Below are 18,752 nucleotides of genomic sequence, written 5' to 3' on the forward strand. Positions count from 1 at the left end.
TGAATGGTCTGGCGGCCGGCGCGCAGAATCAGTCGAGGAGGCTTGCGGTGAGGGCTGTGTCGCTGGCCGCGACGCAGAGGCCTACGCGGTCGCCGTCGCCCCAGGACCGCTCGGTCGGGGTCCAGACGAGGTAGCGGAGGCGCTTGGCCTGGTCGGTGCCGCGGATCTTCCCGCTGAGCTGCTTGCCGCCGCAGACCCGTGCGACCTCCTGGCCGGCGACGGCCGGGCCGGGCCAGAGTGCGTCCTCGCCGAAGTCGGTGCGCCCCACGACCTGGGCCTCGTGGGGGTCGCCGCACGGGACCGCGCGCACGGTGTCGACCTCGCCGTCGAGCGGGATCTTGTCCATGCACGAGCCGAGCACGAGCTGGACGGAGTTCACGTCCCGCGCCGCCGCGATGTCGGCGGGCACGGGCTCCCAGCCCTTCTGGACCTGGAGGTTCCCGAGGATCGACAGCACGACGACGATCGCGACGACCCCGGCGGCGGCCAGGCCGAACAGCCCGAGCTTCTTGCGGCGCTCGGCCCGGGCGGCCGCCGCGGCGGCCGGGTCCCAGCCCGCGTACGACGGCGCGGCCGCGTAGTCCTGCTCCCAGGCGGCGGGCTGGAACTGCGGTTGCCGGGCCGATGCGTCATGCGCCGCCGGGGCGCTCGCGCCGGCCTGAGCACCCGGGCCGGTCGGCGCGAACGCCGGCTGCGGTACCGGCACCGGTTGCTGCACCGGACGGGGCGGCTGCGGAACCGGTGGGGCCGGAACGGGACGTGCCTGAACCGGACGTGCCTGAACCGGCGAAGCCGGGACGGGCGGAAGCGGAACCGGAGACGGCGAGGTGGGCGACGCGAACAACGGTTCGGCGGTGTCCGGGGCGTCGTCGTCCGGCGTGGAGGTGTCCGGTTCGACGGCGTCCTGGTCGACAGAGGCGTCCGGGTCGACGGAAACCTCGTCCTCGGGACGCGCGATGGCCTCGATCGATTCGGTCGGCTCTCCCGGCGGCGTCTCCTCCGTGTCCGACGCTGCGGGCTCGGCAGCGGGTGGCGCCTCGGCCGCGTCGCCGTCCCGCTCGTCTGGCTCGACGGCCGCTTCGTCGTCGGCGTCCGTGACGGCATCGGCGCCGGTCACGTCCGCGGGCTTCTCGGAGGAGTCGTCCTGCGCCGTGTCCTCGGCGGGCTTCACCGGCTGAATCGTGCGCGGTCCGAGCTGTTCCTGATGGGCCGAGGCAATCGCGACGAGGGCAAGATCCTCGAAGCCCACCTTGGCGGTTGCGTCAGGTTCGACGGCGCCGGCGGGCTCCCGCGACCCGGCAGTCTCCGTCTCTGCAACGGCGTCGTCTCCGGCTCGAACCTCGGTCTTCGAGTCCTCGTCAACCGTCTGTGGGCCCTCGGGCTCACTCGGAGCCTCTTCGGCGGACCCTTCCGCCTCGCCTTCAGGGCCACCCTCGGCACTCTCACCAGGCTCGACGACACCCTCGGCCGCAACCGCCTCGGCGCTACCGTCGCCGTCGGTGCTCCCGGCCGTCTCCGGCACGCCGGACTCCGCCGACTGCGGCGCTGGCGTCGACTCGTCCGTCTCGGTGGCCTCGGGCTGCTCGGGCGACGTCATGGGGGCAACTTATAGCAAATCGCGTTCCATCGAGGCCACTTCCGCGACGGTTCGATCGAGTCGCCACGCTGGTCGGACTGCCCTGGTCGGGACGTCACCGGGTGAATTTGCCATGAGATTTCTCGCATATCGCATTCATCGATATAAGGTGCGGCCTGGCGCCCCATGTACGGGCGCAGTTTCTCCTGCTGAATACCGTGGAGTGGTCCGATGTCATCTCGCAAGTTGTCCGCCTCTTCATGGAAGAGGGATCGCAATCAATCTTCCGAGAGAATCCAAGAAATAGTCAAAAATGCGATGAGGCGATCGCGCATCGCGCTGGCGGCCTCGGCCTGTCTTGCGACTCTTGGCGCCGGGCTGGTTCCCGCGTCGGCGTCCGAGGCGCACTCGGTGTCGACAGACGTGCTGACCAGCGTGAGCGCCGCCACGACCTCGAACCGCCGCCCGCTCGTCCCGGCCACGTCCGACATGAAGCTGTATTTCCAGAGGAGTGCCCACGGCTGCCAGACGTCGAAGTCGAGGCGTACGGTGCTGGCGAGCTTGGACGACGTGAGGCTCACCGGCGTCGGCCGCGACCCGGACGCCGGTGACCGGGTGCAGGTGCGGTTCACCCTGGTGAACGCGTCAACGGGCAGTCGCGTGTGGGAATCGGACTGGACGGCACTGCGGCCCAAGCCGTACACGTTCAGCAGGACGATCGACAGGTCCCGGCTGTCCAACGAGGCGATCTACCGGTGGCGCTACAAGACCAGGGACGCGGCTGGTCGCTCGACGCTGTACTCGGAGGCCCCTGCCTGTTACCTCGAGGTCGACGGGCGGCGCCCGGCGGACCCGGTCATCACCTCGGCGCAGTATCCGGAAGACCAGATCGGGGGCGGAGTCGGCCAGCCGGGGACCTTCACCTTCTCGTCGCGGTCGACCGACGTCGTGGCGTACGAGTACGAGCTAGATCATGACGAGACCTTTGTTCGGGTCGACGCCGGATCGGACGGCAAGGCGTCGCTGACGCCGCCGGCGGGTTTCTTCACCGCGGGTTCGCACAGCATCACGGTGTGGGCCTTCGACAACGCACGTGGGGTTTCGAATACGACGTATCGATTCAGCGTTCGGTTCTCAGGGGGCGATGCGTACTGGCACCTGGACGAGGGCGGCGGCACGGTTGCCGCTGACGCGTCCGGCCAAGGTCATGACCTGACGGTCCTCGGTCCGGATGTGACCTGGGGCGTCGGGCCGATGCAGTCGGTGTTCGCGCAGCGCACCGATGACGCGGCGTTGCGGTTCACGGGGGTGCAGCCCTCGAGGTCGTTCGTGAGCACGGACGGGCCGTTGGTCGACCTGAATCCGGATCCGGACGGAGGACCGCGCGGTTTCACGGTCTCCGCGTTCCTGCTGGCAGAGAGCGGGGACTCGCAGCACCGGGTCGCGCTCTCGCAGGACGGCCGGCGGTCGGCGATGTTCGAGCTGGGCCGTCAGGAGTCCCGCTACTGCGCCAATGGCATGACGACCTGCTGGAGCTTCACGATGGACGGTGTGGACGACGAACCCCCGCACCATGCGGTCTCCGACCGGCCCGTGGTCCCCGGCGAGTGGGTCCACCTGACGGGACGGTACAACGCCGATCAGAAGGTCCTGGACCTCCATGTCTGCCCGATCGGAACGCCGGGTCAGGCGCCTCCCGCAGACTATGGTGTCCCGGTCCTGGAGGACACCACCCCGTACGTGGGCACCGAGTGGGTCGGCGCCGGACCCACGCGACTGGGCCGCGGGTACTACGCGAACTACTGGGACGGCATGATCGATGACGCGCGCGTCTACAACAAGGTCCTGGACATGCCGCGCCTCCGGGCGATCTGCGGCGGGGACCTCACCTAGGCCCGGAAGCAGCGACGTGAGACGGTGGCCTCGGCTCGGCGCCTGACCAGGCGCCACCGGGGCCGCCGTGGCCACCGCTGGATCGGGACTCGTCAAACTCTTCGCCGTTGACCTGACGCGTTCCCCGGACGTGCCGAGTCAGCAGGACATGCCGTCGGCGCCCGACGCCGTCGTCAGTCCGCCAGCTCCAGGATCACCGGCACGTGATCGCTCGCGCCCTTCCCCTTGCGTTCCTCGCGGTCGATCGTCACGGTCCGCACCCGCTCGGCCACGGCCGGCGTCGTCCACCCGAAGTCGATCCGCAGCCCGCGGTTCTTCGGGAACGCCAGCCGCTGGTAGTCCCAGTATGTGTACGCGTGCTCGGCGGGCACGTGCTCGCGCGTGACCTCCGTGTACCCGGCCTCGGCGAAGGCGGCGAACGCGTCCCGCTCCGGCTGCGACACGTGCGTGTGCCCCGCGAAGTCCGCGACGTCGTACACGTCCGTGTCCAGCGGGATCACGTTCCAGTCGCCCAGCAGCGCGACCTGCGCGTCCGGCTCGGCCGCCCAGTTCCGCGCGACGTCGCGCAGGTTCCGCAGCCACGTCAGCTTGTACTCGTAGTGCTGGTCGCCGAGCGCCCGCCCGTGCGGCACGTACAGGCTCCACACCCGCACGCCGCCGCAGGTCGCGCCGATGGCGCGCGCCTCGACGGGCGGTTCGACCTCCAGCAGGGCGTCCGACGCCGCCGCGTCGTCGTCCGCCTTCGCGACCTTCGCGAACCCGGGCTGCCCGGGGAACGACGTCGCCACGTCCTCGAGACCGACCCGCGACGCGATCGCCACGCCGTTCCACTGGCTCAGCCCGGTGTGCGCGACCTCGTACCCGGCCTCCTGGAACGCGCCCACGGGAAACTGCTCGTCCCGGCACTTCGTCTCCTGGATCGCGAGCACATCCAGATCCCACCGCTCCAGCACACCGAGCGTCCGGTCCAGCCGCGCACGAAGACTGTTGACGTTCCAGGTAGCGATCCGCACCGGCCCACTCTACGGCGGCCGGGGTTGAGTCCCCGCGCTCAGATCTTCTCGAAGCCCATTCCCGGAAGGTTCAGGTCCCCGCCCGACTCGAACACCGGCTGCCCCTTCTCCAGCGGCACGGTGAGCCGTGCGACCTCGACGAGCTTGCCCGACTTCTTCGACAGGTTCTCGACGTTGGTCTTGCCGTCGGTCCACAGCATCACGGCCGGCCCGTCCACGCGGATGTTGGTCTTCTGGTAGTCCGGCAGCATGAGCATCGACATGAACCGCGGGTCGAGCACGCGCCGGGCGAAGACGTCGTCGGACGCGCGCACCCGCCAGGCGTCGTCGAACGCCGGGTTGCCGAGCTGCACGTCCTGACCGCCGAACACCTTCTGGATCTTGTCGCGCCAGCCCTCGGGCGTCAGCTCGAGCCGCGGCTCGGCGGCGTCCTCGTCGAGGGCGATGACGTGCGCGTAGCGCTTGCGCGAGAAGCGCGAGCCCTCCTTGCCGGTGCGCCAGGTGTGCGTGAACGAGATCATCCGGTGGCCGGAGACGTTCCCGTACATCACGTCGGTGGCCGGCTCCTTGCGCTGCTCCAGGAACGGGCCACCCGGCCAGCGGTACGGCAGCTGGGCGTCGGTGGCGGCCTCGGCCCGCTCCCAGCCGTTCATGTCCGCCCACTCCGTGATGTCCTTGACGCGGCGGCGCTCCCGCAGCGGCCGGGTGACGAGGTACGCGAGGCCGAGCGCGGCCGCCACTCCGAGAAAGAGGACAAGGGGCTCCATGGCGGTAAATTTACCGTCAAGTCAGTCCCATGTCTTCGCCTGCGGTGATATCAGTGCAGGTCCTTCACCAGAAGCGGCGTGGCGCTGTGGGACTACGACAAAAGCGCAGCTCAGGCCAGCCCGAGATCCTTCAGTCCGATGGGGAAGTGGTACTCCAGCCCGAGCGCCTCGATCTTCTCCTTCGCGCCGGTGTCGCGGTCGACGAGCGTCGCCACGCCCGCCACCTCCGCGCCCGCCTCGCGCACCGCGTCGATCGCCTGCAGCAGCGATCCGCCGGTGGTCGTGGTGTCGTCGACGACGACGACGCGCCGCCCCTCGATCCCCGGCCCCTCGACACGGCGGCCCATCCCGTGGGACTTCGCCTCCTTGCGGATCACGAACGCGTCCAGGTCCTGCCCGCGCGACGCCGCCGCGTGCAGCAGGGCCGTCGCGATCGGGTCCGCCCCCATCGTCAGGCCGCCGACGGCGTCCACCTCCGCGGTGCCGAGCCCGGCCTCCTCCAGGTGGTCCAGCAGCACGTGCCCGATCAGCGGCGCGGCCCGGTGGTGCAGGGTCACGCGGCGCAGGTCGACGTAGTAGTCCGCCTCGCGGCCGGAGCTCAGCGTGACCTTGCCGTGCACGACGGCGAGCTCCTTGATGAGGTCGATCAGCTGCTCGCGGGGAGTCGGGGAGAAGTCAGTGCTCACGCGGCCAAGCCTACGTGGGACGGACGCGGGGGCGCCCCGCCCGCGGTCACCGCCGCGGGCGCCTTTTCGGATTGCGGCCGCCGTCTGCCAGGGTTCACTCTGTGACCATCATGGACATCGCCGTGTACGACGACGGACGGCGGCGCACCGAGCCCGTCGAGCTGGCCCAGGCCCACGAGGTCGCCCGGAGCGGCGGCGGGCTCGCCTGGGTCGATCTCGCCTGGCCGTCCACGGAGGAGATCGAGGACGTCGCCAAGGAGTTCGGCGTCCACGCGCTGGCCGTCGAGGACTCCGTCCGCGCCCATCAGCGCCCCAAGACGGAGCTGTACGACGAGTCGATGTTCGTCGTCCTGCACCCCGCACGGACGGTCGACGACGACGGCGACGGGCTCGTCGACCGCATCGAGTTCGGCGAGGTGCACGCCTGGATCGGCCCCGACTACGCGATCACGATCCGCCGCTCGAAGGTGCCGCGCGTCGAGACCCTGCAGGCGGCCCTGGACGCGGACCTCCTGCGGAGCGGTCCGGGCGCCGTGCTCTTCTCGCTCTTCGACGCCGTCGTGGACACGTACCGTCCGGTGGTCGCGCGGCTGCGCCGTGTGGTGGACGACGTCGAGGACGACCTCTTCTCCCGCGATCCCCAGGTCTCCCGGCGCATCTACGAGGCGACCCGCGAGGTGATCGCCCTGCAGCGGGCCATCCATCCGGTCGTGGACATGCTCCGCCCGATGGCCAAGGACGCCGGCAAGCCGGTCGAGCTGCGGCAGAACTTCCGCAACGTCCTGGACCACGCGATCCGGTACGCCGACGCCGCCGACCACCTGCGTCTCCTGCTCGCCAACGCCCTGAACGCCCACTCCACCCTCGTGGCGCAGGAGCAGAACGACGAGATGCGGCGGCTGTCCGAGGTGGGCGTGCAGCAGGCCGAGGCAGCCAAGAAGATCTCGTCCTGGGCGGCCATCCTGTTCGCACCGACGATGGTCGCGTCGATCTACGGCATGAACTTCGACCACATGCCCGAGCTGCACTGGACGTTCGGCTACCCGCTGGCGCTGCTGATCATGCTGGGCGCGGGGATCGGGTTCTGGCGCATCTTCAAGAAGGTCGGCTGGCTGTAACGGCAGCCGCGGCCTGCCGCCCGCCGTCCGCCCGTCGCTATGGGTCGCCGCCCGAGGTGGTCGGACACCGTTTGCCGTCGAGGGTCGCCGCCCGACGTGGTCGGACGCCGTTGCCGTCGAGGGTCGCCACCCACCGTTCGGGTCTGCCGGGGGCTGCCGCCCGCCGTTCCGGCCTGCCGTCCGGCGCCGTTGGTCGCCCGTTGCCGGGCCACCGCCAGCGCCGCCCGCCGTCCGGAGCTCTAGTCTCCGCCCGCCGTCGTCGGACGTTGCCTGCCGCCGTCGGGTGTCTACAGCTTGCCGAGCGCGCGGACGCCCCAGCGCGGGAGCGCGCGCAGCGCGACCGACGCCGCCTTGTACCGGAGCGACGGCGTGGAGACGACGACGCCGCGGCGCACGTCGGCGAGCGCCTGCTTCACCACGAACGGCGCGTCGAGCCAGCCCCAGCCGGGGACGCTCGACTCGGGGATGCCGGCGCGCTCGTGGAACTCGGTGTGCGTGAAGCCGGGGCAGACGGCGGTGGCGGTGACGCCGGTGCCCTTGAGGTCGATCGCGAGGCCCTCGGTGAACGTGACCACGTACGCCTTGGCGGCGGCGTAGGTGCCGCCCGCGGTGAAGGCGGCGACGGAGGCGACGTTGAGCACGGCGCCCCGCCCGCGCGGGACCATCTGCTGGACGGCCGCATGGCTGAGGCGGACGACGGCGCGCACCATGACGTCGACGCCGCGCAGCTCGGTGGTGGCGCGGCTGCGGGTGAAGTCGCGGGACGTGGCGAAGCCGGCGTTGTTGACGAGCAGGCCGACGGCGGCCGGGGTGCCGCCCTCGCCCGTGGAGGCGAGCCGGTCCGCGACCCGCTCGACGTCGTCGGGCACGGAGAGGTCGGCGGGGAGAACCTCCACCCGGACGTCCGTGACCTCGCGGATCCGTGCGGCGACCTCCGCGAGGCGTTCCTCGTTCCGCGCGACCAGCACGAGGTCGTGCCCCGCAGCGGCGAGCTGCCAGGCGAACTCCAGCCCAAGCCCGGCGGACCCGCCGGTGATCAGTGCGATACCCATGACCGCACTGTAAATCGTCGTGCGGACGGCACTATGTCGTGCGGTCGGTCGGATGTCGGTGCGGTCGGCTCCCCGAGGGGCCGACTTCTCGACTTTCGGCCGACCCCGCTCCGCAGACTACCGACCTCGCTCCGCAGGCGGCCGGTCGCATCCGGATGGCTCAGGATGGGGGGATGGATGTTGCGGGAGTGCTGCTGACGCCTGGGGCCGGGGCCTCGCGGGACCATCACACGCTGGTCGCCGTGGAGGAGGCGCTCGCGGCGCTGGAGCCGGCGGTGGCCGTCCGGCGGGTCGACTTTCCCTACCGGATCGCGGGGAAGCGGATGCCGGACCGGCCGCCGGTCGCCGTTGCCCACCTGGTGCAGGAGGCCGCGGCCTTCGCCGAGGAACTCGGGACGACGACGGACCGGCTCCTGCTCGGCGGACGTTCCTACGGCGGCCGGATGTGCTCGATGGCGGTCGCGGAGGGCCTTCCGGCGGCGGGCCTCGTGCTGCTGAGCTACCCGCTGCACCCGCCGGGTAAACCCGGGAACCTGCGGGTGGACCACTTCGGCGAGCTGACGGTCCCGGTGCTGTTCGTCTCGGGCGACAAGGACCCGTTCGGCACCCCGGAGGAGCTCGCCGAGCACACGGCCACCATTCCGGGCGAGGTCACGCGCATCACCCTCCCGGGTGCCCACGACCTGCGCGGCAAGGATCGGGAGACGGCACAGGCCGTGGCGGGCTGGCTCACTGACGCGGAGTGAGGGGCCGCCGGTGCGGGTCGGCTCAGTGCCGCGGTGCGAGACGCTGAGGCGGCGGGCCGGCTCAACGACGCGGCGTGAGACGCGGCCGGAGCGGGCTGGCTCAGTGACCCGGTGCGAGACGCTGAGGTAGCGGGCCGACTCACCGACGAGCAGCGACATGCTGCCGGGGCACATCCGTTCTGCCGGAGTCCTCCGGCCTCACGGCTGCGGGCGCGGACAATTCCGATGCTCGTCCCCGCTCGTCCCCGCTCGTCCCCGCTCGTCCCCGCTCAGCCGCGCGAGTGCCGCGGCGGCCCGGCCGGCGCCTCGGCGTCGTCGCCCGCGGCGGCCTTCGCCTCGCGCCGCTGCTTCCACAGCTCGAACGCCATCGGGAGCACCGAGATCAGCACGATCACGATGAGCAGCGCCTCGATGTTCTCCTTGACGAACGGGATGTTGCCCAGCGCGAACCCGAGCATCGTCACGCCCACCGCCCACAGCAGGCCGCCGATCGCGTTGTACGTGAGGAAGTGCCGGTACGGCATCCGCCCCACGCCCGCCGCCACCGGGGCGTACGTCCGCACGATCGGCACGAACCGCGCGACGATGATCGTGCGGCCGCCGTACTTGTCGAAGTAGGCGTTGGTCTGGTCGATGTACGACCGCTTGAAGAGCCTCGAGTCCGGCTTGTCGAACAGCGCCGGGCCGAACTTCCGGCCGATCATGTAGCCCACCTGGTCACCCGCGAACGCCGCGACGAACAGGATCACGCACAGCAGCGCGATGTTGATCTGCAGCGTGCCCTGCGCCACGAGCGCGCCCGCCGTGAACAGCAGCGAGTCGCCCGGCAGGATCGGGAACAGCAGACCCGTCTCGACGAAGATGACGAGCGCGATGCCGATCAGCGCCGCGTCCCCGAACTTCTCGATCAGCCAGTCGGGGTCCATCCAGTCCAGGCCGAGCAGCATCGGCGTCGGCACGGCGGCGAGCTGGGAGGTGGCGTCGATGAGCACGCGCCCAGGGTATCGGCTGGACGGTCGGGTCCTGTACGGACGGCGTGCGCACAATGGGCGCATGCAATCCGACGACGACGGCGCCGGGCGCGCCGCACCGGACGGTGCCGTACCGGCTGGTCACACCGCCCCGGCGGCCGCCGGCCAACCGGCAACCGCCGACCCGGCCGCCGCGCCCGAACCGGCCGTCGCGGCCGCAACCGCCGGCCAGCCGGTCGGTGTCGGGCCGTGGCCCGGCGGTCCCGAGGCGTGGCCCACCGTGTCCGACGACGACGGCGGGCGCCGCCCCGATCCCCGCTACGACCCCGAGCTGCTCGCCGCGGGGGACCGCCGCAACGTCGCCGACCACTACCGCTACTGGACCGTCGAGGCGATCGTCGCGGACATGGACGCGCGCCGGCCCGCCGGCCGGCAGCTGCACGTGGCGATCGAGAACTGGGCGCACGACCTCAACATCGGGTCGGTGGTGCGCACCGCCAACGCGTTCAACGCCGCGGGCGTGCACGTGGTGGGCCGGCGCCGGTGGAACCGCCGCGGCGCCATGGTCACCGACCGGTACCTGCACGTGCACCACCACCCGGACGTCGCGTCCCTGGCGGAGTGGGCCGCGGGTGCCGCGACGCCCGTCGTCGGCATCGACAACGTCCCCGGCTCCGTCCCGATCGAGGGGTACGAGCTCCCGGCGAGCTGCGTGCTGCTGTTCGGGCAGGAGTCCACGGGGCTGACCGACGAGGCACAGGCGGCCTGCGACGTCGTCCTGCACATCACGCAGCACGGGTCGACGCGGTCGATCAACGCGGGTGCCGCCGCGGCGATCGCGATGCACCGGTGGGCGGCGCGCTGGCTGTGAGGGACCGGCCCGGTGGCCGTGAACGGCAAACCAGGCGTCATGTTCTTGTCGCGGAACGCCGGGACCCCGGTCACGCGCCGCGCATAAGATCGGGGTTGCATACCCGGGCGGACCAAGGACCGCGGAAGCGACGGCCGCCCCACACCACGAGAAATTTGGAGCTGGAGCAGATGCCCATCGCAACCCCCGAGGTCTACGGCGAGATGATCGACCGGGCCAAGGCCGGCAAGTTCGCCTACCCCGCGGTCAACATCACGTCGTCGCAGACGATCACCGCCGCGCTGCGCGGCTTCGCCGAGGCCGAGTCCGACGGCATCATCCAGGTGTCGGTCGGCGGCGCCGAGTACGGCTCGGGCGCGACCGTCAAGGACCGCATCGCCGGGTCGCTGGCGCTGGCCGCGTACGCCACCGAGGTCGCCAAGGGCTACCCGGTGAACATCGCGATCCACACGGACCACTGCGTCAAGGAGAACCTCGACTCCTGGGTGAAGCCGCTGCTGGCCATCGAGGCGGAGCAGGTCAAGAACGGCCAGAACCCGACCTTCCAGTCGCACATGTACGACGGCTCGACGGTCCCGCTGGACGAGAACCTCGTCATCTCGGCCGAGCTGCTGGAGCTCTCGCAGGCCGCGCGGACGATCCTCGAGATCGAGGTCGGCGTCGTCGGCGGCGAGGAGGACGGCCACGAGGCCGAGATCAACGAGAAGCTGTACACCACGCCCGAGGACGGCCTGGCCACGGTCCGCGCCCTCGGCGCCGGCGAGAAGGGCCGCTACCTGACGGCCCTCACGTTCGGCAACGTGCACGGCGTCTACAAGCCGGGCGCCGTGAAGCTGCGCCCGTCGATCCTGGCCGAGATCCAGAAGGCCGTCGGCGCCGAGATCGGCAAGGAGAACCCGTTCGACCTGGTCTTCCACGGCGGCTCGGGCTCGACGGAGGCGGAGATCGCCGAGGCCGTCGACAACGGCGTCATCAAGATGAACATCGACACGGACACGCAGTACGCGTTCAGCCGTCCGGTCGCCGACCACTTCTTCAAGAACTACGACGGCGTCCTGAAGGTGGACGGCGAGGTCGGCAACAAGAAGGCCTACGACCCGCGCGCCTGGGGCAAGCTGGCCGAGGCCGGCATGGCCGCCCGTATCCTGGAGGCCTGCCAGCAGCTGCGCAGCGCCGGCACCAAGATGAAGTGACCTGGTCGGACTGACCCGCGGCTCCGCGACCGGGCGGCTATTTCGCCTGGTCGCGGAGCTTCGCCCAGACCAGCTTGCCCGTGCCCGCCGGGCGCCAGCCCCATTCCGCCAGGCGTTCCACGATCTGCATCCCGAAGCCGCCGAGCCGGTTCGGGTGCCCGTCCGTCGCCACCGGCGGGGCCGGGTTGGAGTCCTCGACCTCGATCCGCAGACCCTCGCCCGTGTCGTAGAGCCGCAGCGTGATGTGCCCCCAGCCGTGCAGCACACCGTTGGCCACCAGCTCCGACACGACCAGCTCCGCCTGCGCCGACTCCTCCACGCCCCACGCCTGGCAGGTGCGCAGCACCGCGTGCCGGGCCCGCCCGATCGACGACGGCTCGCTCGGCAGCATCCACCGCCGCCACCGCGGGGACAGGCTCGGCTCGGCCTTGTCGCCCTCCGGATCGGGAAGGCGCACGACGACGATCGCGACGTCGTCCTCGGGCTTGTCCGCGAGCCGGGCGAGCAGTTCCTCGCCGACCCCGGCGGCGTCCTTGGACTGGATCGCCGCCGCCGTCTCCAGCAGTTTCTCCAGCCCGATCCGCAGCGAGCGGTCGCGCCGCTCGATCAGGCCGTCCGTGTAGAAGAGCAGCGTGTCGCCGGGCAGCAGATCGTAGCTGCCGGTGGTGCGCTCCCGCGAGCCGAACCCCACCAGCGCCCCGCCGCCCTCGTCGAGCGTGACCACCTCGCCGCCACGCAGCAGCAGCGGCGGCAGGTGCCCGGCACGCGAGTACTCGATCGACTGGCTGCCGGACTCGCTCTTGAGCAGCGTCGCGTAGACCATGCTCGCCGACCGGGGGATGCCCATCCCGGCCACGAGCTGGTCGACCTTCTGCAGCACGCTGCCGGGCGCGCTCATCTCGAACGCGTAGGACCGCACCACGGACCGCAGCTGCCCCATCGTGGCCGCCGCCTCGACGTCGTGCCCGACGACGTCGCCGATCACCAGCCCCACGACGTCCGCCGAGATCTGCAGGATGTCGTACCAGTCCCCGCCCACCTGCGCGTGCTCCGCGTTGGGCGCGTAGTAGGTCCACACGTCCAGGCCCGGCACGTCGGCCTGCTCCGGCAGCATGGCGCGCTGCAGCGTCTCCGCGAGGCGGTGCTCGCGCGCGTACAGGCGCGCGTTGTCGATCGCGTTCCCGGCCCGGCGCGCGACCACCTCGAGCACCGCCCGGACCTCCTCCGACTCCTCGGTGCCGTCGTAGAGCTGCGCGGCGTCCCCGGCGTCCTCGAGCCACACCACCAGCAGGCCGAGCGTGGACTTCCGCCCGGCGACGGGATGCACCACGACCGTCCGCGGCACGCCGTCCATCTCCTCCGACAGGCGGCGGGTGAGATCCCGCTGCAGCCAGCCGGACGCCGAGTACTGCGCGTGCGGGATGTCCAGGTGCAGGGCGACGGGTTCGTCGCCCTGCCCGTCCAGCAGGCTCTGGACGTCGTCCACGATCTCGAGCAGCCGGCCGGGCGTGGGCGTCGCGTCGCCCGACGACGTCGCGTCGCCGAGCTGGTCCTGGACGCCGCGGTGCCCGGTGCCGCCGCGGGACTGGTCGTCCCCGGCGACGTAGCGTGCGTGCCGCCGCCCGCGGCCCGAGGGCGGGTTCTTCACGTCGATGCCCTCGGCCGGCATCAGGCCGTCGTCGTTCACGTAGAACCCGGCCCACCGCACGACGTGGCCGAGCAGCTCGGCGATGTCCCGCAGGGCGTACGGGTACTCGAGGTCCGCGAGGAGCTCGGTGGTCTGCGTGATGAGGTCGCTGTCCTCGCGCTGGCGGTGCTGCGCCGTGAGGGTCGCGAGGTGCGCGGCCTGGCGTTCCATGTGCTCGGAGACGTCGACGCCGATGCCGATCCAGTGCGTCACCCGGTCGTCGTGACCCGCGCGGGCCGGGGTGAGGGAGACCTGCGCCCAGCCCGCCACGCCGCCGCGCGGGGCCGAGCGCACCATCATGTGCACCTCCTCGCCGGCCGCCAGCTGCTCGCGCATCCTCGCGGACTCCTCCGGGGTGCCAAGGCGGTCCCCGAGGATCGACAGCGGGCGCCCGGCGACGTCGGAGAAGCGCACGTCGGCGTGCTTCTCGAACGCCTCGTTGGCCCAGAGCAGCGGCATCCCGTCCTCGAACCGCCCGGCCACGAACACCGGCACGCCGATCGTCGCGGCGCCGCGCAGCAGCAGCTCGCCGATCGACGGCGGCATCGGGCGGCGGGCCCGGGGCGGGTCGGTGCGCGGTGGCGCGCTCAGGGGGTGCCGGGCGGGTTCGGGCGCGCGTGCGCCGGGGTCGGGCGGTGCGGGCGCGGCCGGCGTCGCCGTCGGCAGTCCCGGGGGGACCGACGGGCGCGTGGCCGACAGGGGCGGGGTGCGGCCGGGGGCGCCGGCGGGCGCGCCCGGTTCCCGGGCGGACGACGCCGGGGTGGCGGCGCCGGGCGCCGGGACCTGCGGTGTGCGACCCTGGCCTGGACCCTCAGGGGGGACCGACCAGGACAAGTTGCCTATCATCAGACCCCCCTTTCGACAATCCGTGCCCGACGTCTGTTCCGACAGGACATTCAACCGTAGATTGGGACCGTCGGAGAGGCGAACGCCGAACCTCTATCATCTCAATGACGTCACCAGAGCCGATGGCAGCCCAGCCGAAGCCGTAACCGGAGCCGATCGCCTCGGGAGGAGAACCGTGCAGGACGACCGAAACGACTCGAACGCCCAGCCCGAGTACGGCGAACCGGCGAGTGTCCATGTCCTCACCGTGGATCAGCGCTCCCGGCTCGTGCTCGCAGGCGAGATCGACGCGAAGATCGCCGGCGAGCTGCAGAACGCCATCACCGAGGCAGAGGGCTCCCGCCTTCCTGTCGAGATCGATGCGCATCACGTCACCTTCATGGATTCCTCGGGTGTGGCGTTCCTCGCCCGTCTCGCGAGCCGGAGCCCGCACAAGGTGCGCGTGCTCCGTGCGCCGCCGACGGTGCGATTTCTGCTGGAGGTCACCCGGATCGGCGACCTGCTGGAGATCGTGGACGAGGACCTGGCCGCGAACTGATGGTGTTTTCCCGGGCCGCCGGGCGGCGGCCGCCCTCGGCTCGTACCTCGCCTGCGGGCGGCCGCCGCAACGCTTCGCACCGGCGGCCGGGGACCGGCTGCTTCTGTGAGAACACGCGCTCAGATCGCGCGGCGCCTCGTTCTGTCCGCGGCGATCATCCGCGGTGTGACGACGTGGAACCCCGTGGCCGGGGTCACCGGCTCGCAGTGGTGCTCGCCGTCGATCCGGAACAGGTCCATGGCGCCGCACACCTCCAGGACGAAGAGGTCCCGCTCCGCCGCACCCTTGATCACGGTGGCGCCCCCGCGCTTCGCGCCGGAATCGGCGAGCGAGATGAGGAACGCCGCCCCGGTCGAGTCCATGAACGTGACCCGGCACATGTCGATCACCAGGAGCTGACGGCGCAGGCCGACGACTCGCGCCGCGATGCCGGGAAACTGGTCCCGTTCGGACAGGTCGAGCTCACCGGCGATCACGAGAGTCGTCGTCGTCGGTGACGTCGCGATCTCGATCATGCTCACGAGCGTAACCACAGATCGCCGATCCCACCGGCTGAGTGGAAGAATTCGCCCGGATCCGAAGCGTCCGGGAAATGTGGACCAGCCTGGGCCCGCACGAGGGAGAATGTCCTCATGAGCCATGACAACCTGCTCGCGGGCCCCGCTCCGGTCGAGCTCCCGGACGATCTCGCCGCCGCCCGCACCCGGATCGAGGCCGGTGAGGACCCGGCCGCGGTCGCGGCCGACCACCCGGCGTCGTCCCTCGCGTGGGCCGTGCTGGCCGAGCGCGCCCTCGCCTCGACCGCCCCGGGCGGCGCCGCGGCGGTCGAGGCGTACGCCTACGCCCGCACCGGGTACCACCGCGGGCTCGACGCGCTGCGCCGCGCGGGCTGGCGCGGCCAGGGCCCGGTCCCGGCCGCCCACGTGCCGAACCAGGGCTTCCTGCGCGCGCTCCTGGCCCTCTCCGACGCGGCCGGCCGGATCGGCGAGACCGCGGAGCAGGAGCGCTGCGCCCAGTTCCTGGTGGACTCCGGGTCCTCCGTGGACGAGGTGCGGGGACTGGTCGCCGGCGCCCGCTGACCATGCGCGTGTCCGCGTCGTGTCGTGTCCGCCCCTCGTGCCGGTGTCCCCGGGTAAACTCACGGACGCTCAACACACTCCCGAGAAGGTGGGAAATCCATGCCAGGCGTGGTGCTCGTCGGTGCCCAGTGGGGCGATGAGGGCAAGGGGAAGGCGACGGATCTCCTGGGTTCGCGCGTCGACCATGTCGTGAAGTTCAACGGCGGGAACAACGCGGGTCACACCGTGGTCATCGGCGACGAGAAGTACGCCCTGCACCTCCTGCCCTCCGGGATCCTGTCGCCGGGAGTCGTGCCGGTGATCGCGAACGGCGTCGTCGTCGACATCGACGTGCTGTTCGAGGAGCTCGACGCGCTCGAGGCGCGCGGCGTGGACGTCTCGCGGCTGCTGGTCTCCGGCAGCGCGCACGTCATCGCGCCCTACCACCGCACGATCGACAAGGTGACCGAGAGGTTCCTCGGCAAGCGCCGCATCGGCACCACCGGACGCGGGATCGGGCCCGCGTACGCGGACAAGATCAGCCGCGCGGGCCTGCGGATGTGGGACCTGTTCGACGAGAAGATCCTGCGTGCCAAGATCGAGGGTGCGCTGGACCAGAAGAACCACCTGCTCGTGAAGGTCTACAACCGCCGCGCCGTCGAGGTGGACGAGGTGGTCGAGGAGCTGCTGCGCCACGCCGAGCGGCTGCGGCCCATGGTCACCGACACGTCGGTCGTGCTGAACAAGGCGCTCGACGAGGGCAAGAACGTCCTGTTCGAGGCGGGCCAGGCCACCATGCTCGACATCGACCACGGCACCTATCCGTTCGTCACCAGCAGCAACGCGACGGCGGGCGGCGCGGTCACCGGCTCCGGCGTCGGCCCCACCCGGATCGACTCGGTGATCGGCGTCATCAAGGCCTACACGACGCGCGTCGGCGAGGGCCCGTTCCCCACGGAGCTGTTCGACGACAAGGGCGAGTTCCTGCTCAAGCAGGGCGGCGAGTACGGCGTCACCACGGGCCGCGCGCGCCGCTGCGGCTGGTACGACGCCGTCATCGCCCGGTACGCCGCGCGCGTCAACGGCCTCACCGACCTCGTCCTGACCAAGCTCGACATCCTCACCGGCATGGAGAAGGTCCCGGTCTGCGTCGCCTACGACGTCGACGGCGTCCGCCACGACGAGATGCCCACGGACCAGACGGCGTTCCACCACGCCAAGCCGATCTACGAGGAGTTCGACGGCTGGTGGGAGGACATCTCCACCGCCCGCAGCCTGGCGGACCTCCCGAAGAACGCGCGCACCTACGTGGACGCCCTGGAGCAGATGTCGGGAACCCGCATCTCCGCCATCGGCGTCGGCCCGGCGCGCGACCAGATCATCCCGGTCCACGACCTGATCCACCCTCGCTGAGCCAACCGCCGTAGACTCGGGGTCCGTGAAGATCCTCGTCGTCGGGCCCGGGGCCCGTGAGCACGCCATCGTCCATGCCCTCGCCGCCGAGTCGGCGTCCGGCGAGGCTCACGAGCTCCACGCCGCGCCGGGCAACCCCGGAATCGCCGCCCGGGCCACGCTGCACGCGGTGGACGCGAGCGACGGCGCCGCCGTGACGGCTCTCGCGCAGGAGATCGGCGCGGAGCTCGTCGTCGTCGGCCCGGAGGCGCCGCTCGTCGCCGGGGTCGGCGACGCGCTGCGCGAGGCCGGCTTCGCCGTCTTCGGCCCGGGCGGCGAGGCCGCCCGCCTCGAGGGCAGCAAGGCGTTCGCGAAGGAGGTCATGGCCGCCGCGAACGTCCCGACCGCGATGGCCCACGTCTGCACCGACCTCGACGAGGTCGCCGCGGCGCTCGACGCCTTCGGCGCCCCCTACGTCGTCAAGGACGACGGCCTCGCGGCCGGCAAGGGCGTCGTCGTCACCGACGACCGCGCCGCCGCCCTCGCCCACGCCCGCGACGCCCTGGAGGCCCGCGGCGAGGAAGGCCGCGTCGTGATCGAGGAATACCTCGACGGCCCCGAGGTCTCGCTCTTCTGCGTCTGCGACGGCACCACGGTCGTCCCGCTCGCCCCCGCCCAGGACTTCAAGCGGATCTTCGACGGCGACGAGGGCCCCAACACCGGCGGCATGGGCGCCTACAGCCCGCTCCCCTGGGCCCCCGAAGGCCTGGTCGACGAGGTCGTGACCCGCGTCGCCCAGCCCACCGTCGACGAGATGGCCCGCCGCGGCACCCCGTTCAGCGGCATCCTCTACTGCGGCCTCGCCCTCACCTCACGCGGCCTGCGCGTGGTCGAGTTCAACGCCCGCTTCGGCGACCCGGAGACCCAGTCGGTCCTGGCCCGCCTGATCACCCCCCTGAGCGTGGTCATGCGCGCCGCCGCCCGCGGCGAGCTCGCCGCCCTGCCCCCGCTCCGCTGGCGCGACGACGCCGCGGTCACGGTGGTCATCGCCTCCGCCGGCTACCCGGCGTCGTCCCGCACGGGCGACCCGATCACCGGCCTGGGCGAGGCGGAGGCCGCCGACGGCGTCCACGTCCTCCACGCCGGCACCGCCCTCGACGACGAGGGCACCCTGATCTCCGCGGGCGGCCGGGTCCTCTCCGTGGTCGCCCTGGCCCCCGACCTGACGTCAGCCCGGGACAAGGCCTACGAGGCCGTCGGGAAGATCGACCTCGAGGGCTCCCGGCACCGCACCGACATCGCGGCCAAGGCGGCCGCGGGCACCCTGACCACCCCGGTCTGACCC

Annotated in this window: 17 protein-coding genes; 9 read left to right on the forward strand and 8 right to left on the reverse strand. The window is 71.7% G+C overall.

All coding sequences use genetic code 11. The annotated features are described in order from the left end of the window. Positions 1-28: 28 nt before the first annotated feature. The gene (locus ABD208_RS12195; RefSeq protein WP_344103095.1) at positions 29-1,597 is read right to left on the reverse strand and encodes a septum formation family protein; all 1,569 of its coding nucleotides are present in this window, start codon (positions 1,595-1,597) and stop codon (positions 29-31) included. 210 nt (positions 1,598-1,807) lie between these two features. Between ABD208_RS12195 and ABD208_RS12200 the strand changes: the two genes are divergently transcribed. After that, positions 1,808-3,469 carry a hypothetical protein gene (locus ABD208_RS12200; RefSeq protein WP_344103097.1) on the forward strand — a complete coding sequence of 554 codons (1,662 nt, stop codon included), beginning with the start codon at positions 1,808-1,810 and terminating at the stop codon, positions 3,467-3,469. A 173-nt stretch (positions 3,470-3,642) separates the two neighbouring features. Here the strand turns inward: ABD208_RS12200 and ABD208_RS12205 are convergent, their stop codons facing one another. The 3 genes from ABD208_RS12205 to pyrE all read right to left on the reverse strand — a co-directional run bounded on the left by ABD208_RS12205 (position 3,643) and on the right by pyrE (position 5,935). Continuing rightward, entirely contained in the window at positions 3,643-4,482 is an 840-nt protein-coding gene (locus tag ABD208_RS12205) for an exodeoxyribonuclease III (protein ID WP_344103099.1), read from the reverse strand. Positions 4,483-4,520: 38 nt separating this feature from the next. Beyond that, on the reverse strand, positions 4,521-5,249 hold the full coding sequence (locus tag ABD208_RS12210; protein ID WP_344103101.1) for a DUF3137 domain-containing protein: 729 nt from the start codon (positions 5,247-5,249) through the stop codon (positions 4,521-4,523). A gap of 110 nt (positions 5,250-5,359) precedes the next feature. Beyond that, positions 5,360-5,935 carry an orotate phosphoribosyltransferase gene (pyrE, locus tag ABD208_RS12215; RefSeq protein WP_344103103.1) on the reverse strand — a complete coding sequence of 192 codons (576 nt, stop codon included), beginning with the start codon at positions 5,933-5,935 and terminating at the stop codon, positions 5,360-5,362. A gap of 101 nt (positions 5,936-6,036) precedes the next feature. On the opposite strand from pyrE, the gene ABD208_RS12220 reads away from it, so the two are divergent. Beyond that, the gene (locus tag ABD208_RS12220; RefSeq protein WP_344103105.1) at positions 6,037-7,053 is read left to right on the forward strand and encodes a magnesium and cobalt transport protein CorA; all 1,017 of its coding nucleotides are present in this window, start codon (positions 6,037-6,039) and stop codon (positions 7,051-7,053) included. Between the two features lie 287 nt (positions 7,054-7,340). On the opposite strand, the gene ABD208_RS12225 is transcribed toward ABD208_RS12220, so the two are convergent. After that, positions 7,341-8,105 carry an SDR family NAD(P)-dependent oxidoreductase gene (locus ABD208_RS12225; protein WP_344103107.1) on the reverse strand — a complete coding sequence of 255 codons (765 nt, stop codon included), beginning with the start codon at positions 8,103-8,105 and terminating at the stop codon, positions 7,341-7,343. A 173-nt stretch (positions 8,106-8,278) separates the two neighbouring features. On the opposite strand from ABD208_RS12225, the gene ABD208_RS12230 reads away from it, so the two are divergent. Continuing rightward, on the forward strand, positions 8,279-8,851 hold the full coding sequence (locus ABD208_RS12230) for an alpha/beta hydrolase family protein (RefSeq protein WP_344103110.1): 573 nt from the start codon (positions 8,279-8,281) through the stop codon (positions 8,849-8,851). Positions 8,852-9,120: 269 nt separating this feature from the next. Here the strand turns inward: ABD208_RS12230 and ABD208_RS12235 are convergent, their stop codons facing one another. Further along, positions 9,121-9,843: a VTT domain-containing protein gene (locus ABD208_RS12235; RefSeq protein ID WP_425561104.1), complete on the reverse strand. Its 723-nt coding sequence runs from the start codon at positions 9,841-9,843 to the stop codon at positions 9,121-9,123. A gap of 61 nt (positions 9,844-9,904) precedes the next feature. Here ABD208_RS12235 and ABD208_RS12240 point away from each other — a divergent pair, with 61 nt between their 5' ends. Both ABD208_RS12240 and fbaA read left to right on the forward strand, forming a co-directional pair. Beyond that, positions 9,905-10,693: a TrmH family RNA methyltransferase gene (locus ABD208_RS12240; RefSeq protein WP_344103112.1), complete on the forward strand. Its 789-nt coding sequence runs from the start codon at positions 9,905-9,907 to the stop codon at positions 10,691-10,693. Between the two features lie 170 nt (positions 10,694-10,863). Continuing rightward, positions 10,864-11,886, forward strand: a complete 1,023-nt coding sequence (gene fbaA / locus ABD208_RS12245) for a class II fructose-bisphosphate aldolase (protein ID WP_344103115.1) — start codon at positions 10,864-10,866, stop codon at positions 11,884-11,886. Between the two features lie 37 nt (positions 11,887-11,923). On the opposite strand, the gene ABD208_RS12250 is transcribed toward fbaA, so the two are convergent. Next, positions 11,924-14,419 (reverse strand): SpoIIE family protein phosphatase, encoded by a 2,496-nt coding sequence (locus ABD208_RS12250; protein WP_344103118.1) that lies wholly within the window; start codon positions 14,417-14,419, stop codon positions 11,924-11,926. A gap of 175 nt (positions 14,420-14,594) precedes the next feature. Between ABD208_RS12250 and ABD208_RS12255 the strand changes: the two genes are divergently transcribed. Beyond that, the gene (locus ABD208_RS12255; protein ID WP_344103120.1) at positions 14,595-14,957 is read left to right on the forward strand and encodes an STAS domain-containing protein; all 363 of its coding nucleotides are present in this window, start codon (positions 14,595-14,597) and stop codon (positions 14,955-14,957) included. Between the two features lie 119 nt (positions 14,958-15,076). Here ABD208_RS12255 and ABD208_RS12260 read toward each other — a convergent pair whose 3' ends face one another. After that, positions 15,077-15,472: an STAS domain-containing protein gene (locus ABD208_RS12260; RefSeq protein WP_344103122.1), complete on the reverse strand. Its 396-nt coding sequence runs from the start codon at positions 15,470-15,472 to the stop codon at positions 15,077-15,079. A 117-nt stretch (positions 15,473-15,589) separates the two neighbouring features. Here ABD208_RS12260 and ABD208_RS12265 point away from each other — a divergent pair, with 117 nt between their 5' ends. The 3 genes from ABD208_RS12265 to purD all read left to right on the forward strand — a co-directional run bounded on the left by ABD208_RS12265 (position 15,590) and on the right by purD (position 18,749). Next, the gene (locus ABD208_RS12265; protein WP_344103125.1) at positions 15,590-16,036 is read left to right on the forward strand and encodes a DUF3151 domain-containing protein; all 447 of its coding nucleotides are present in this window, start codon (positions 15,590-15,592) and stop codon (positions 16,034-16,036) included. Between the two features lie 99 nt (positions 16,037-16,135). Further along, positions 16,136-17,428, forward strand: a complete 1,293-nt coding sequence (locus ABD208_RS12270; RefSeq protein ID WP_344103127.1) for an adenylosuccinate synthase — start codon at positions 16,136-16,138, stop codon at positions 17,426-17,428. Positions 17,429-17,453: 25 nt separating this feature from the next. After that, positions 17,454-18,749 (forward strand): phosphoribosylamine--glycine ligase, encoded by a 1,296-nt coding sequence (purD, locus tag ABD208_RS12275; RefSeq protein WP_344103129.1) that lies wholly within the window; start codon positions 17,454-17,456, stop codon positions 18,747-18,749. The last annotated feature ends 3 nt before the right edge of the window (positions 18,750-18,752 follow it).

Origin of the sequence: Myceligenerans crystallogenes (assembly GCF_039529775.1) — a bacterium.
In the GTDB taxonomy this organism is placed as follows: Bacteria; Actinomycetota; Actinomycetes; order Actinomycetales; family Cellulomonadaceae; genus Myceligenerans; species Myceligenerans crystallogenes.